11 protein-coding genes are annotated in these 14,133 nt (G+C 71.9%); 5 read left to right on the top strand and 6 right to left on the bottom strand.

The genetic code is table 11. The features are described from left to right. The first annotated feature begins 92 nt into the window (after positions 1–92). From OG485_RS18360 to OG485_RS18350, 3 genes are read left to right on the top strand one after another with little or no spacing between them, the layout of a single operon-like run. Positions 93–596 (top strand): GtrA family protein, encoded by a 504-nt coding sequence (locus OG485_RS18360; RefSeq protein ID WP_328669425.1) that lies wholly within the window; start codon positions 93–95, stop codon positions 594–596. A gap of 37 nt (positions 597–633) precedes the next feature. Then, a complete protein-coding gene (locus tag OG485_RS18355; RefSeq protein WP_328669424.1) occupies positions 634–3,627 on the top strand; it encodes a bifunctional glycosyltransferase/CDP-glycerol:glycerophosphate glycerophosphotransferase in 2,994 nt (997 codons plus the stop codon). Continuing rightward, a complete protein-coding gene (locus OG485_RS18350) occupies positions 3,624–4,781 on the top strand; it encodes a glycosyltransferase (RefSeq protein WP_328669423.1) in 1,158 nt (385 codons plus the stop codon). The genes OG485_RS18355 and OG485_RS18350 overlap by 4 nt, the downstream gene beginning before the upstream one ends. A 220-nt stretch (positions 4,782–5,001) precedes the next feature. On the opposite strand, the gene OG485_RS18345 is transcribed toward OG485_RS18350, so the two are convergent. Continuing rightward, a complete protein-coding gene (locus tag OG485_RS18345) occupies positions 5,002–5,805 on the bottom strand; it encodes an ABC transporter ATP-binding protein (RefSeq protein WP_443048922.1) in 804 nt (267 codons plus the stop codon). Positions 5,806–5,839: 34 nt separating this feature from the next. After that, positions 5,840–6,760, bottom strand: a complete 921-nt coding sequence (locus OG485_RS18340) for an ABC transporter permease (protein ID WP_328669421.1) — start codon at positions 6,758–6,760, stop codon at positions 5,840–5,842. Between the two features lie 159 nt (positions 6,761–6,919). On the opposite strand from OG485_RS18340, the gene OG485_RS18335 reads away from it, so the two are divergent. Further along, positions 6,920–7,588, top strand: coding sequence for a TetR/AcrR family transcriptional regulator (locus tag OG485_RS18335; protein WP_328669420.1), 669 nt, complete (start codon positions 6,920–6,922; stop codon positions 7,586–7,588). Positions 7,589–7,820: 232 nt separating this feature from the next. On the opposite strand, the gene galE is transcribed toward OG485_RS18335, so the two are convergent. From galE to OG485_RS18320, 3 genes are all read right to left on the bottom strand, one after another. Beyond that, a complete protein-coding gene (gene galE, locus OG485_RS18330) occupies positions 7,821–8,801 on the bottom strand; it encodes a UDP-glucose 4-epimerase GalE (RefSeq protein WP_328669419.1) in 981 nt (326 codons plus the stop codon). 133 nt (positions 8,802–8,934) lie between these two features. Then, positions 8,935–10,530: a glycosyltransferase family 2 protein gene (locus OG485_RS18325; RefSeq protein WP_328674536.1), complete on the bottom strand. Its 1,596-nt coding sequence runs from the start codon at positions 10,528–10,530 to the stop codon at positions 8,935–8,937. 55 nt (positions 10,531–10,585) lie between these two features. After that, positions 10,586–11,854: a glycosyltransferase 87 family protein gene (locus tag OG485_RS18320; protein WP_328669418.1), complete on the bottom strand. Its 1,269-nt coding sequence runs from the start codon at positions 11,852–11,854 to the stop codon at positions 10,586–10,588. A 108-nt stretch (positions 11,855–11,962) separates the two neighbouring features. Here OG485_RS18320 and OG485_RS18315 point away from each other — a divergent pair, with 108 nt between their 5' ends. Beyond that, the gene (locus tag OG485_RS18315) at positions 11,963–13,627 is read left to right on the top strand and encodes a glycosyltransferase family 39 protein (protein WP_328669417.1); all 1,665 of its coding nucleotides are present in this window, start codon (positions 11,963–11,965) and stop codon (positions 13,625–13,627) included. Here the strand turns inward: OG485_RS18315 and OG485_RS18310 are convergent. Then, positions 13,521–14,018, bottom strand: coding sequence for a MarR family winged helix-turn-helix transcriptional regulator (locus OG485_RS18310; protein WP_328669416.1), 498 nt, complete (start codon positions 14,016–14,018; stop codon positions 13,521–13,523). The genes OG485_RS18315 and OG485_RS18310 overlap by 107 nt on opposite strands. Positions 14,019–14,133 lie beyond the last annotated feature (115 nt).

The following is a 14,133-nucleotide window of genomic DNA, read 5'->3' as shown; positions in this document are numbered from 1 at the left end:
TTCCGGCTCGCGATTTACCTATACCTGGTAAATAGGACATTTAGCTTAGGGTGGGCTCGACCGACGGACAGACCTGTGGAGGTTCCGGACCCGTGACAGTGCATCTCTCCGAGCGCCCTGCGCCCGTCGCGACCCTGCCCGTCGTCCGCCCCCGCACTGCCCCGAGTGCCCCGAGCGCCCCGAGGGTCCGCCGGCTCGCCCTGGAGGTGGCCCGGTTCTCCGTCGTCGGCGGCAGTGGGGTCGCCGTCAACATCCTCTTCTTCAACCTGGCGCTGCACGGTCTGATGTGGGCCCCGATGGCCGCCACGGTGGTCGCCAGCTGTGTCGCGATGGGGACGAACTACCTCGGCTTCCGCTACTTCGCCTACCGGGACCGGGCCTCGCGCACGCGCCGCCAGATCGCTCTCTTCTTCGCGTTCAGCGGGCTCGGTGTCGCCATGGAGAGCGTGCTGTTCTATGCCGGCTACCACGGCCTGGGGATGAGCGGACCGCTCGGCTCGAACGTCGCCAAGGCCCTGTCGATCGTCCTGGCCTCGGCGTTCCGCTTCGTGGTGTACCGGACATGGGTGTTCCAACACGCGAGGAACGGCCGATAACGCCCCAAAGGGGGCCGCAGTGTCTACGATTAATAGGATGAATGTGGATCAACCTCAGTCGTCCGCCAAGCAGGGGGCAGAATCCGCCGGAGAGGGGACGGAGTCCGCCGGGCACGGGACAGAACCCGCCGGACCAGGGACGGTGTCCGCGGGCTCCCCCGCCGGGGACACCGGGTCCGGGCGAGGGAAGCCCGCCGTCTCCGTGGTCGTCATCGTCTACAACGACGCCGCCCGGCTGCCCACGGCCGTGCGCTCCGTCCTGGACCAGACGCTGCACGACGTCGAGGTGATCGTCGTCGACGACCGGAGCACCGACGGCTCGTACGAGGTGGCACGGGGACTGGCCGCGGCGCACCCCGACCGGGTCCGCGCCTGCCGGCTGCCCGAGAACAGCGGCGGCTGCGGCGCCCCCCGCAACCGCGGCATCACCGAGGCCCGCGGCACCTACGTGCTCTTCCTCGACAGCGACGACGTCCTGGAGCGCAACGCCTGCCGCAACATGCTGGAGGCCGCCGAGGCCACCGGCGCCGACCTGGTCTCCGGCCTGTGCGTGCGGGTGCACGTCGACGCGCGCACCCGCAAGGAGGTCAAGTGGTACCCCTGGCTGTACGGGCGCACCCGGACCCTGGAGTCGATCTCCGAACTGCCCGACCTGCTGGTCTTCGACACCCTGTCGACCAACAAGTGCTACCGCAGGCGGTTCCTGCTCGACGAGGGGCTGCGCTTCCCGGTCGGCATCCACTACGAGGACCTGCTCTTCTCCGCCCAGGCCTACGCCACCGCCCGCCGCATCACCCTCATCCCCAACCGGGTGTACGACTGGCGGGTCGCCGACAGGGCGGCGGCGAAGTCCATCAGCAACCGGCGCGACGAGATCGCCAACTTCACCCACCGCATGGAGATCCACCGCAGGGTCGACCAACTCCTCGCGGACAAGGGGCTCCTGGAGCTGAAGTTCGCCAAGGACGTCAAGTTCCTCAAGCACGACCTCGTGCTGCACCTGCGCGAACTGCCCTTCCGCGACGCCGCCTTCCGTGAGGAGTTCGCGGCGATCGCCCGGCGGTACCTGGAGTCGATTGACCGCGCCGCCTTCGACGAGACCGAACCCATCCAGGCCATCTGCGCCTATCTCCTCCAGGTGAGCGACTGGGACAACCTGCTGCCCGCCGTGGACACCCTCACCAACCGCGACAAGATCTCCTCGCCGCTCGTCGAGCGCGACGGCCGCGTGTACTGGTGCGCCGAGCATCTCGACGACCCCTTCGGCCGGCACGTCCTGGACGTCACTGACCTCGGCCACCACATCAAGCCGGTCGACCGGATGTTCCTGCGCAACGCGCTGACCTCGTACGAGAGCACCGGCGCGACCGTCCGGCTGGCCGGGCGCGTCACCAACCCGCTCGGGGTGATTCCGCCCGGTGCCCGGCTCGCCGGCGAGCTGGAGTTCTACGCCCGCCGCCCCGGAGTGCGCTTCCAGACCTTCCGCTTCCCCGTGAAGAACGTGTGGCACGCGGGCGAGACCGTCGCCTGGGAGGGCGCGGCGAACCTGATGGCCGTACGGCCGCTGGGCATCGTGGACGCCGTGTGGGACGTACGGTTCCACCTCGACGTCGACGGCGTGCGCACCGGCACGAGGCTCACCGCGGCCGAACCCGGTCTGGTCACCGGTCAGGTGCCCGTCCGTCCCCGGCTCACGCGGCTGGTCGCCGACCGCATGGAACCGGTCGTCTCCTCGCGCGGACATCTGTCCTTCCGGCTGGTCCCCGACAAGAAGGCCAACGTCGTCGTGCAGCGCGGTGTGCACGGCCGGGCCGGCACACTCGCCAAGACCGGCTACCGCAAGGCCCGTTCGCTGCGCAAGGAACTCACCTCCGGCGAGACCAAGATCCGTCTCTACCACGAGGTGTTCAGCCGGCTGCCCGTCCGCACCGGGCTCGTCGTCTTCGAGAGCCACCTGGGCCGCCAGTACAGCGACAGCCCCCGGGCGATCTACGAGGAGATGCGCCGCCAGGGGCTGGAGTTCGAGCCGGTCTGGGCGTACAGCGGCAGCCCGGACGGCTTCCCGGACGACGCCACCCTCGTACGCCGCTGGTCGCTGCCGTATCTCAGGGCCCTCGCGCAGGCCGAGTTCTGGGTCGACAACCAGAGCTACCCGCTGAAGCTGACCAAGCGGCCGGGTACGACGTACATCCAGACGTGGCACGGCTCCGCGCTCAAGCGGATGGGCTTCGACGAGGCCGAATGGAAGCTCAAGTCCCGTGAGGCGCAGGCCGAACAGCAGAAGACGCTGGACCGCTTCGACCGGTTCCTCATCCGCTCCGAGCACGATGTGCGCACCCTCGCGCGGGCGTTCCGGCTCCAGGAACGGACCCTGCTGCGGGTCGGGTACCCGCGCAACGACGCGCTCGTGCGGGCCAGACAGCGGGAGACGGCCGGTGACGGGCGCGAACGCAGCCCGCTGGCTGCGGAGTTGGGCATCCCCGAGGACCGGCAGATCCTCCTGTACGCCCCGACCTTCCGCCGTCGCGGCAACGGACAGAAGCGGTTCGAGCTGCCCTTCGACGTCGAGCGCTTCGCCGACACCTTCGGCGACCGCTACGTCCTCCTGGTCCGCTCCCACTACCTGAACCACGTCGTGCTCCCGCCGTCCGTGCGCGGCCGGGTCGTCGACGTCACCGCCCACCACGACATGACCCCGCTGCTCGCCCTCGCCGACGGGCTGATCACCGACTACTCGTCCGTGATGTTCGACTACGCCCTCCTCGACCGCCCGATGTTCTTCTTCGCGTACGACTACGACGCGTACGTGCACGAGGACCGCGGAACCTACTTCGACCTGCTGGAGCGGGCACCGGGACCCGTGGTGCGGACCGAGGACGAACTGCACACGGTGCTCGGCTCGCTGGAGGAACAGAGCGTCAAGTACGCGCCCAGGCGCGAGCAGTTCCTCGCCGACTTCGGCGAGTACGACAAGGGGACGGCGGCCCGGAGCGTCGTCGACCAGTTCTTCGGGCACTGGAGGCGTGGATGACCGGCCCTGCGCAGCGGGACATCTTCTTCGTCTCCAACAGCGTCGACGAACTGGGCGGGGTGACGACCTGGTCGCACCAGATGGCCCGGCTCTTCACCGAGCGCGGTCACCGCGTGCACGTGGTGGGCGTGACGGAGCCCGCCGTTCCCCAGGAACTGGGCGAACTCCCTTACCCCACCACGACGTTGTACGACATCCACCCGCCCCGGGTCGGACCGGCGCGCGGCCTCGGGGGGCGGCTCGACGTCGCCGGGCGGAGAGTGCGTGCCGAGCGGGCGGCGGGCATGCGGGAGAAGGCCGCCGGACTGACCGCGCTGTTCCGGGCCGCGCGCCCCGGTGCGGTCGTGATCGTCACCCAGGTGTGGGCCATGGAATGGGTGGAGCTCGCCGACACCGGCGGACTGACCGTCATCGGGATGAGCCACGAGTCCTTCGAGTACTGCCGGACGACCTCGCGCTTCAGGCGGGTCCTGAAGTACTACCAGGACGTCGACCGGATGCTCGCGCTCACCCGTGAGGACGCCGACCTGTGGATCGGGCAGGGCATGAACAACGCCTCCTTCATGCCGAACCCCCTGCCGTTCATGCCCGAGGTGCCCTCGCCGCGCACCGGGAACGCCGTCGTCAGCGTGGGCCGGCTGCACGACCAGAAGGGCATCGACATGCTCCTCGACGCCTGGGCCGAGGTCGCCCCGCTCCACCCCGACTGGCGGCTGCGCGTCCACGGCTCGGGCGAGGACGAGGACGAGGAGATCCTGAGGAAGCAGTGCGCCTCGCTCGGGCTCGAGGACTCGGTCGACTGGATGGGACGGACGAGCGATGTCCCCGGCGCGCTGCGCGGCGGCTCGGTCTTCGTGCTCTCCTCGCGCGGCGAGGGCTTCCCGCTCGCCCTCATGGAAGCGATGGCCGCCGGTCTGCCGTGCGCCGCCTTCGACTGCGCGCCGGGCGTCCGCGAGATCGTCCGGGACGGCGAGGACGGTCTGCTGGCCACCCTCGGCAACACCGGTGAACTGGCCCGCCGGCTCGACACGCTGATGTCCGACAAGGCGCTGCGGGACTCCATGGGCGAGGCGGCGCGCGCGAACATCCGGCGCTTCGCCACGGACGAGGTCGTCCGCAGGTGGGAGGAACTGTTCGCGTTCCTGGAGCGCTGAGCGGTCCGGAGAGCCGAGTGTCTGCCGGGGCGGCGAGTGGCCGCGGGCGGCGAGCGTCCCGGATCATCGAGCGTCCCGGAGCGCCGAGCTCGCGCGGGTGCGTACGAGGGCCGGAGCGCTGCGCTCGCGGGGTGCGTACGAGGACCGGGGCGGGGCCGTCGACGGCCCCGCCCCGGTCACCGCTCACGCGGCACGCGCGTACGCGCCCTTGTGCCGGTGCCTACTTGCCCGTGAACTTCTCGTACTCCTTGAGGACGTCCGCGGTCGGGCCGTCCATGCGCAGCTCGCCGCGCTCCAGCCACAGCACGCGGTCGCAGGTGTCGCGGATCGACTTGTTGTTGTGGCTGACCAGGAACACCGTGCCCGCGCTCTTGCGCAGCTCACGGATGCGCGCCTCGGACCGCTTCTGGAAGGAGCGGTCACCGGTCGCGAGGGCCTCGTCGATCATCAGCACGTCGTGGTCCTTGGCCGCCGCGATCGAGAAGCGCAGCCGGGCCGCCATGCCGGAGGAGTACGTCCGCATCGGCAGGGTGATGAAGTCGCCCTTCTCGTTGATGCCCGAGAAGTCGACGATCTCCTGGTAGCGCTCCTTGACCTGATCGCGGGACATGCCCATGGCGAGGCCGCCGAGGTAGACGTTCCGCTCGCCGGTGAGATCGTTCATCAGGGCCGCGTTCACGCCGAGCAGAGAGGGCTGGCCGTCGGTGTAGATCTTGCCGTTCTCCACCGGGAGCAGGCCGGCGACCGCCTTGAGCAGCGTGGACTTGCCGGAGCCGTTGGTGCCGATCAGGCCGATGGCCTCGCCGCGGTAGGCGGTGAAGGAGACGCACTTGACCGCGTGGACCTTGCGGACGCCCGACGCCTTCTCGGACTGCTTGCGGCGCAGGATGCGGTTGAGCGCGGCGGTGGCGCTGCCCCGTCCGGCGCCGGTGCCGTTGACGCGGTACACGATGTCGACGCGGTCCGCGACGACGGTCGGGATGCGCTCGGCGTCGGCCGCGGGGGCGGCTCCGGCCGCGCTCACGGCGTCCTGCGGCTGGGTGTCCTGCGTGATGATGTCAGCCACGGCCGTACGTCTCCTCAGCCTTCCAGAAGTAGATGAAGCCGCCGATGCCGGCGACCAGCGCCCAGCCCACCGCGAGTGCCCAGACATGGTGGGGCAGCTGGTGCGCGTGGAAGCTGTCGATCAGCGCGAAGCGCATCAGGTCGATGTAGACGGCCGCCGGGTTGCTCTCCAGCAGGACCATCGCCCAGTGCGGCAGCTTGTTGTTGCTGAGCACCTTGTCGATGCTCCACATGACACCCGAGACGTACATCCAGGTGCGCAGCAGGAAGGGCATGAGCTGCGCGATGTCCGGCGTCTTGGCGCCCATCCGGGCCACGATCATCGCGACACCCGCGTTGAACATGAACTGGAGCACCAGCACGGGCACCGCGAGCAGCCACGAGACGCTCACCGGGACGCCGAAGCACAGCAGGATGACGACCAGCGCGGCCATCGAGAACAGCAGTTGCTGGAGCTGCTGGAGGGCGAACGACACCGGCAGCGCGGCGCGCGGGAAATGCAGGGCGCGGACCAGGCCGAGGTTGCCCGAGATCGCCCGGGTGCCCGCCATGATCGAGCTCTGGGTGAAGGTCCAGACGAAGACGCCGGTGACCAGGAACGGGACGTAGTCCGGCACGCCGTTCTTCGTGCCGAGCAGGATGCCGAAGATGAAGTAGTAGACCGCCGCGTTCAGCAGCGGGGTCATCACCTGCCACACCTGGCCCAGCTTGGCCTGGCTGTACTGCGAGGTGAGCTTGGCGGTGGCGAAGGCGGTGATGAAGTGGCGCCGTGCCCACAACTGGCGGACGTACGCGGGCAGGCTCGGGCGCGCGCCGCTGACGGTGAGGCCGTACCGGGCGGCGAGGGCCGCGGCGTCGTCGGCGGGGGAGACCGGCGTCGCTGTCGGGGGCGGTGTGTTGAGAACCTGGCTCACATCCGTTGCTTTCGCTCGGGGGGTGGGGGTGCGGTCGGCCCCGAAACCTTTCCGACGGGTTTTCCTGCCGTTTTCTTACGTCGGAACGGGACCGTATCGTCGTAACGCGAGAGTAGGCCCAGTCGACGTCGGAACGCAACCGTTTCGTCGTAACGCCCTATGCTGGTCCGTATGACGACGAACGCCGACACAGCCGCGAGTGCCGCCACGCCCGCGCCTGCCGACGGGAAGGCCCGGCGGCGCCGGGCTCCCGCCGGTGCGGCCGTCCTGCGCGAGGACGTCACCGAGGCGATCCGCGCCGCCGTCTTCGAGGAACTCGCGTCCGTCGGCTACGCCAGGATGTCCATCGAGGGCATCGCCCGCCGTGCGGGCGTCGGCAAGACCGCGGTGTACCGGCGCTGGCGCTCCAAGCTCCATCTCGTGCTCGACCTGGTCTCGGCGATCGCGGTCCAGGGGCTTCCCGCGCCGGACACGGGTTCTCTCGAGGGCGATCTGCGGCTGCTGTACGAGGTCACCTCGCGCGCCCTGCGGCACCCGGTGGCCGGCCAGATCATCCCCGACCTCCAGGCGGAGGCGGCCCGCAACCCCGAGATCGCGGACGCCATGCAGGCGGCGCTGCGGGAGGGCCAGCAGTCGGTGGCGAGCGGGATCGTCGCGTCGGCCGTCGCGAGGGGCGAGATCCGGGAGGGCGTCGACGTCGAACTCGCGCTGGACCTGATGTCGGGCCCGCTGTACTGGCGCGCGGTGGTCGTCCGCGGCCCCAAGGTTCCCAAGGGCTACCTGGCCAGCCTGGCCCGGGCCACGGCGGCGGCACTCAAGGCACTCTGACCCGCCTGCGCCGGTCAGGCCTGCCGGGTCCGCTCCCCGGGCAACCGGAGCGCGAGCTCCGTGACCCCGGCCGCCGGCAGGCGGAGTTCGGGGGGGGGGGGGCTGGTGGCCGGCGGCTGGTGGGGGAGTTCGGACAGGGGGAACCAGGGTCTGTCGTTTGGATCAGGTGGCGTCGAGGCGCGGTGCCTTGTCGGCTGCCCCGCGTCCCGCCGCATGATCCAAACGTCAGGCCCTAGCTCCGGCTCGCGTCCGGGTGGTGGTGGAGCCAGCCGGACCAGGCTGAGGTGATCATGTCCTCGACGTCGTAGCGGGCCTTCCAGCCCAGTTCGTCGGCGATGCGGTCGGCGGAGGCGACGACGCGGGCCGGGTCGCCGGGGCGGCGCGGGGTGGTGACCGGGGGACGGGCGTGGCCGGTGAGCGCGTTGATGCGGTCGATCATCTCGCGGACCGAAACACCCTCGCCGCGGCCGATGTTGAGGGTCAGGCCGGTGCCGGGGGAGGACCGCAGGGCGCGGGCCGCGGCCACATGCGCCTCGGCCAGGTCGACCACGTGGATGTAGTCGCGCACGCAGGTGCCGTCCGGCGTCGGGTAGTCGTCGCCGAAGACGCGCGGCGGGGCGCCGTCCGTCAGCTTCTCGAAGACCATGGGGACGAGGTTGAAGACCCCCACGTCGGCCAGCTCGGGGGTCGCCGCGCCGGCCACGTTGAAGTAGCGCAGACAGGCCGTGGACAGACCCGTCGCGCGGCCGGTCGCGCGCACCAGCCACTCGCCCGCCAGCTTCGTCTCGCCGTACGGGCTCAGCGGCGCGCACGGTGTCTCCTCCGTCACCAGGTCCACGTCCGGCATCCCGTACACCGCGGCCGAGGACGAGAAGACGAACGCGGTCACCGAGGCCGCGGTCACCGCCTCCAGCAGGACGCGCAGGCCCTCGACGTTCTCCCGGTAGTAGTGCAGGGGCAGCTCCACGGACTCGCCGACCTGCTTCTTCGCCGCCAGGTGGACGACACCGGTGACGGAGTGCTCCGTGAGCGTCCGGGCCAGCAGCTCGCCGTCCAGGGTCGAGCCGACCACCAGCGGAACGTCCGACGGCACCCGCTCCGCGATCCCCGTGGACAGGTCGTCGTACACCACGGCCTGTTCGCCCGCCTCGCGCAGCGCGCGGACGACGTGCGCTCCGATGTAGCCGGCGCCGCCGGTGATCAGCCAGGTCATGTGAGGCCGTTCCCCTCGTGAGTGAGTCCGTGCTGCCGGACCGTGTGCCTGCGGCCGGGGAGAGGCGGTCCCGCGTGACGGTGCCGGCGTCCGCGCCTCGCGTCTCCGTGCCCCGCGTCTCCGCGTCCGCGTATCAGTGAAGCAGGCGACGGAGCCTTCGGGACACCACCCCGGTCATTCCTCGCCAACCGGACGCGGTCCGCAGACCCAGTGCCCCCGCGTGCGTCCGGTACGGCTGCACGAGGAGAACGCCGTGGTGAGCGTCCGCGACCGCGCGGCGGCGCAACAGACCGGGGCCGCCGAGCGCGTGCCCCGACACCATCCGGCTCGTACCGTCGTGAAAGCGCACGGCCAGGCGCAGATCCCAGGTGCCCGCGCCCAGTGCCGACAGCTCCACGGACGTCTCCGCGCACCAGGAGCCGCCGTGCCGGTCGGCCACCAGGGCCGCCGTGCCGCTCAGGCCCACCCGCCCCTCCTCCCGGTGGACGAACTCCAGGTCCACCGAGGCGGGACCGGCCGCGGCCATCCGCCCGTACAGCTCGTGCAGGCGCAGCCGCAGCCGGGTGCCCCGCGCGCGGGGGCGCAGTTCCGCGTCGACGGCGGCGGGCAGCAGGTGGGCGGGCCGGCCCAGGAAGTGCTCCAGGGTCACCTCGGGCAGGTCGGCGGACCACACGGGGGTGCCGTCGCCGTCGCGGGTGTAGGGCGGGAGCAACCGGGCCGGGCGGGCCGCGAGTTCCCTCAGGCGGGGCAGGTCGCGCGGGGCGGGGCAGGCGAGGATCACGCGGGCGACGAGGCGGCCGGGGGCGGCCGGATCGACGGTGAGGTCGGCCGCGTCGAACGTCGACAGGTACGCCCGCGTGTGGTCCCACCAGGCGCTGCGGTAGGCGGGAGCGCGCAGTTCCAGTTCGCGCGTGTACATCCGCAGCTCGTGGTCGAGGAACTTGGTGTGCACGGCCCGCGCGAGCTGCTTCTCCCCGGCGCTCAGCAGGATCTCGTACGCCGCCCGGTTCGCCTCGGTCCGTGCCCGCCAGTTGCCGATGCCGGCGCGGTCGAGCGAGATGGACAGGCGCTCCGCGGTGCGCCGCACGTGCCAGATGTACACCGTGTCGGGGATCAGCGCGATGCGCGGCGCGGCGGCCAGCACCCGCGCGGTGAACACGAAGTCCTCGTAGGGGTAGCGGCCTTCGGGGAAGCGGATGCCGTGTTCGCGCAGGAAGCCGGTGCGGTACAGCTTGTTGACGCAGAGGGTGTCGTGGGCGAGACGGAGGCGGCGCGAGGGGCGGGCTATCACGGCGGGGCGTGCGTAGAGCGCGCGTTCCCAGGGGACCTCGCGGCCCGAGGGCAGTTCGCGGCGCACGCACAGGCCGGCCGCGACCTGGACGTGGTGTTCCTCGGCGGCGGCGAGCAGCGCGTCCACCGCGCCGGGAGGCAGGACGTCGTCGCTGTCCAGGAACATCAGGTACGGGGCCGTGGCCGCGTCGATGCCGTCGTTGCGGGGGCTGCCGCAGCCGCCGCTGTTGGCCGGCCGGTGGATCACCCGCAGGCGCGGTTCCTCCTCGGCGAGCGCGTCGAGGAGGGCGGGGCTGCCGTCCGTCGAGCGGTCGTCCACGGCGATCACCTCGCGCACGGCCGGACCCTGGGCGAGCGCCGAGCGCACGGCGTCCGCCACATGGGCGGCGTCGTCGTACCCGATGACGACGACGCCGACCTTCGCCTCGTGAGGGTTCATGTGATCCATGTGCCGTAATCGTAGGTATTGCGGGTAATTCTCCGTCAAGAGGCGGTCACTGTCGCGTTCGGAGCCCGGCGGGAATCCGGTGTGCGCCCCGCTCCCGCCCGGCCGGCGCGGCACGGTGCGGGGCGGCCGTGGACAGGCCCGACCGCCACAGCCGTACGAACGACACCCCCGCCGCCGTGGCCAGCAGGCCGTTGCGTACGAGCATCAGCAGGCAGCCCGTCCAGGTGCTGTCCACCACGTCGCCGTACAGCCCCGGATACACCACCGAACTGACCGCCGTCGCCGCCACGATCAGCGCGGCGACCGGGCGCTGTGTGGTGTGCCGAGAGGTCAGGCAGACGGCGGCGAGACCCAGCAGCCACACCATGTACTGGGGGCTGATCACCCGGCTCGTCACGGTGAACAGCAGGACGGCCGTGAGCGCCGCGTCGTACGGGGTGGCCGTCGTCCAGCGCCGCGCGCGGACCCGCCACAGCAGCACGAGCGCGAACGCGGCGACCGTCAGGGCGAGCGAGCAGGCAGCGACCACGCCGGTGTACGGGCCGACGAACTCCATCGCGCCGTACTGGTAGCGGGCCGTACCCGGCCAGCCGGCGTGGCGCGCGAAGCCCAGGACCGTGCCGCCGAGGGACTCGATCTGGACACCCCGGCCGCTCTGCTGGCGCAGGAAGTCGAAGGGGCCGCTGAAGACCGCCGCGAGGACGGTGAGCAGCGCGGCCGCGGTGACCGCGGCCGACGTCCACACCTCGCGGGTGGTGCGGCCCCGGGGGGTTCCGATCAGCGCCAGCGCGGGCCAGACCTTGACCAGCGCCCCCATCGCGGCGAACGCGCCGCACACACGCGGACGGCGCGAGAGCGCCAGCAGGGAGACGACGGCGAAGGCCGTGACCTGCACGTCGTACCGGGCGAGCGGGATGTGCAGCAGGAGGGGCAGGCCCAGCACCCACAGCCAGGCGCCGCGCGAACTGCGGCCGGAGCGCAGCCCCGCGCGGGTGAGGACGACGGCGATCACGGCGTCGGCGGCGAGTGCGCAGGCCACGAACGCGGTGAAGTACGTCAGCCCCGGCAGCAGTCCGGGCGCCAGCAGCACCGGGCCGGCACCCGGCGGGTACTGCCACAGCCGGTCGCCCGCCGGGAACGCGCCCTGGGACAGCACGCCGTACCAGTGGAAGTACAGATGGCCCACCTCGCGGGACACCCCGCCCCTGCCGAGCGGGGCGAGCCGGTCGTGGGCGAGGAGCCACAGCATCAGGGCGCGGGTGGCGAGCCAGGCGGCGGCGAGGGCGGGCGGGCGGTGGTTCCGGATGGCGCTCATCAAGCCCGGATCGTAAGCCGCATGGATGGGTCATGCCGTGCGATACGCCGTCAATACCGGTCAAAGGTTGTTTAATAGCAAAAAATCGCCCCCATGGTGTATGCGTGGATGAGGCCGACGACGGCTCTGCGCCCGGTGGCCCGGCATCCGGTCGCCCGGCGCCGGCAGGCCCGGCGGTGGGGGGCGGCCCGGCGGTGGGGGGCCCGGCGTCGGGAGGCGGCGGCCGTGGTCCTGTCCGTCCTCGCGCCCGTCCTGGTCATGTTCGGGATCGGCCTGTGGGGACTCGACCGCGGCGGCATGTGGCGCGACGAGGCCGTGACGTTCCAGGTCGCGCAGCGCTCGGTGCCCCAGATCTGGCACCTGCTGCACAGGGTGGACGCCGTGCACGGCGTCTACTACCTCCTCATGCACCCCGTCCTCGCCCCGCACCCCGGCGAGATCGCCCTGCGGCTGCCCTCCGTCTGCGGCGCCGCCGCGACCGCCGGGCTCGTGGCCGCACTCGGGGCCCGTCTGAGCCGTCCGCGCGTCGGCCTGTGGGCGGGCCTGCTGTACGCCGTCACCCCCATGACCGGCCACTTCGCCCAGGAGGGCCGCTCCTACGCGCTCGTCGCGGCCGGGGCGGCCGGAGCGACCCTGCTGCTGGTCCGGGCCGCCCGGTCCACCCGGCCCTGCCCCTGGGTCGCCTACGGGGCGACGGCCACCGCGACCTGCCTGCTGCACGAAATGGCCCTGCTCCTGCTCCTCGCCCATGCCGCGACACTGGCGCTCGCCCGCGTACCGGCGCGGGTGTGGCGGGCCTGGGTCCTCGCCGCCGCGGCCACGGTCCTGGTGCTGGCGCCCCTCCTCCTGGTCTCCCACGGTCAGTCCGCGCAGGTCGCCTGGCTGCCGCGCACCGGCCTCGCCAGCGCGAGACGGCTGCTCGGGCTGTTCACCGGACCGGCCCGGCTCGTGATCGTGCCGTACCTCGTCCTCGCCGCCCTCGCGTTCCGGCCCGAGCGGACCCCGCGCGGCACCCTCTCGCTCACGGCCGTCGCCCTGCCCCTGGTGGCCGTGCCCCCGGGCGTGCTGCTGACGGTGTCCCACTGGCGTCCGTTCTACGACGAGCGTTACGTCCTGTACGCCCTCGCCGGGGCCCCGCTGCTCGCGGCCGCCGGAGCCGACCACCTCGCGACGAGGCTGCCGCGGCTGCTGCCCCACGCGGTCCCCACCGGCGTCCTCGCCGTGACCCTCGTCCTCGCCGTCCAGCTCCCACTGCTGCGCGCGGACCGCAGTCCCGACCGTCGCCCCGACAACCTGGCCGCCGTCTCCGCCGTCGCCGACCGCGAACTGCGCCCCGGTGACCCGGTGCTGTTCCTGCCGTCCCTCGCGCGGCGCGCGGCACTGGCGTACCCGAAGGGCTTCCGCGGGATCGATGACATCGCGCTGACCGTCCCCGCGCCGGCCTCCGGAACCCTGTACGGGCGCGAGGCCGGCCCCGGTGAACTGCGCCGGAGGCTGGACCGGCTCGACCGGGTGTGGCTGGTCGCCGCGCCCTTCGCGACGCGCCGGGCCTGGTCCCCGGCCGAGGCGGCCGAGCGTCTCAAGCTCGCCGTGGTCCACGAGCAGTTCGTGCCCCTGGAGCGGGTCGTCCGCAGAGGCGTGACGCTGCGCCTCTATGTGCGCCGGACTACGTACAGCCCGGGGCCTGGGACAGGGCTGCCTCGTCCAGTGCCGCCGTCAGCCGGTCGAGCCGGGCCCGGAGCTCTCGGATCTCCTCCAGGTCCGCCCCGGTAGCGGCCGCGATCCGGCGCGGCACGTCCAGCGCGCGCTCCCGCAGCGCGGACCCGTCCTCGGTGAGCCGCACCCGCACGGACCGCTCGTCGCGCGCGCTGCGTTCCCGCCGTACGAGCCCGGCCGCCTCCAGTCGCTTCAGCAGTGGCGACAGGGTCCCCGAGTCGAGTCGCAGATGCTCGCCGACCTTCTTCACGGGCAGCTCGCCGTGCTCCCACAGCACCAGCATCACCAGGTACTGCGGGTAGGTGATCCCGAGGTCCCTCAGGAGGACGCGGTAGACGCCGCCGAAGGCGCGCGAGGCGGCGTTCAGCGAGAAGCAGATCTGCTCGTCGAGGCGGAGGAAGTCCGCCGTGGCGGGGGCCTCGGGGCTCGGGGCGGGTGTTGCGGTCATGCCCTCAGGATAGCTCTAGTGGGCAATTAAGTTGTGCACAACTGAATTGCGTGCTCTAATTCAGGTCGTGGGGCTGCCGGACCGGCGGCCCCCGCCAGGATTCCGACTTGAGAGG

It is taken from the genome of Streptomyces sp. NBC_00328 (genome assembly GCF_036139655.1).
Lineage (GTDB): Bacteria > Actinomycetota > Actinomycetes > Streptomycetales > Streptomycetaceae > Streptomyces.
Note: the sequence above shows the minus strand (reverse complement) of the source record. Positions and strands in the feature narration are given on the sequence as shown.

Bases quoted from the DNA above. Each gene is read 5' to 3' on its own strand.
- OG485_RS18355 (WP_328669424.1), top strand. From the start codon at position 634: ATGAATGTGGATCAACCTCAGTCGTCCGCCAAGCAGGGGGCAGAATCC.
- OG485_RS18325 (WP_328674536.1), bottom strand. From the start codon at position 10,530: ATGAACCCTCACGAGGCGAAGGTCGGCGTCGTCGTCATCGGGTACGAC.
- OG485_RS18350 (WP_328669423.1), top strand. From the start codon at position 3,624: ATGACCGGCCCTGCGCAGCGGGACATCTTCTTCGTCTCCAACAGCGTC.
- galE (WP_328669419.1), bottom strand. From the start codon at position 8,801: ATGACCTGGCTGATCACCGGCGGCGCCGGCTACATCGGAGCGCACGTC.
- OG485_RS18320 (WP_328669418.1), bottom strand. From the start codon at position 11,854: ATGAGCGCCATCCGGAACCACCGCCCGCCCGCCCTCGCCGCCGCCTGG.
- OG485_RS18335 (WP_328669420.1), top strand. From the start codon at position 6,920: ATGCTGGTCCGTATGACGACGAACGCCGACACAGCCGCGAGTGCCGCC.
- OG485_RS18310 (WP_328669416.1), bottom strand. From the start codon at position 14,018: ATGACCGCAACACCCGCCCCGAGCCCCGAGGCCCCCGCCACGGCGGAC.
- OG485_RS18315 (WP_328669417.1), top strand. From the start codon at position 11,963: ATGAGGCCGACGACGGCTCTGCGCCCGGTGGCCCGGCATCCGGTCGCC.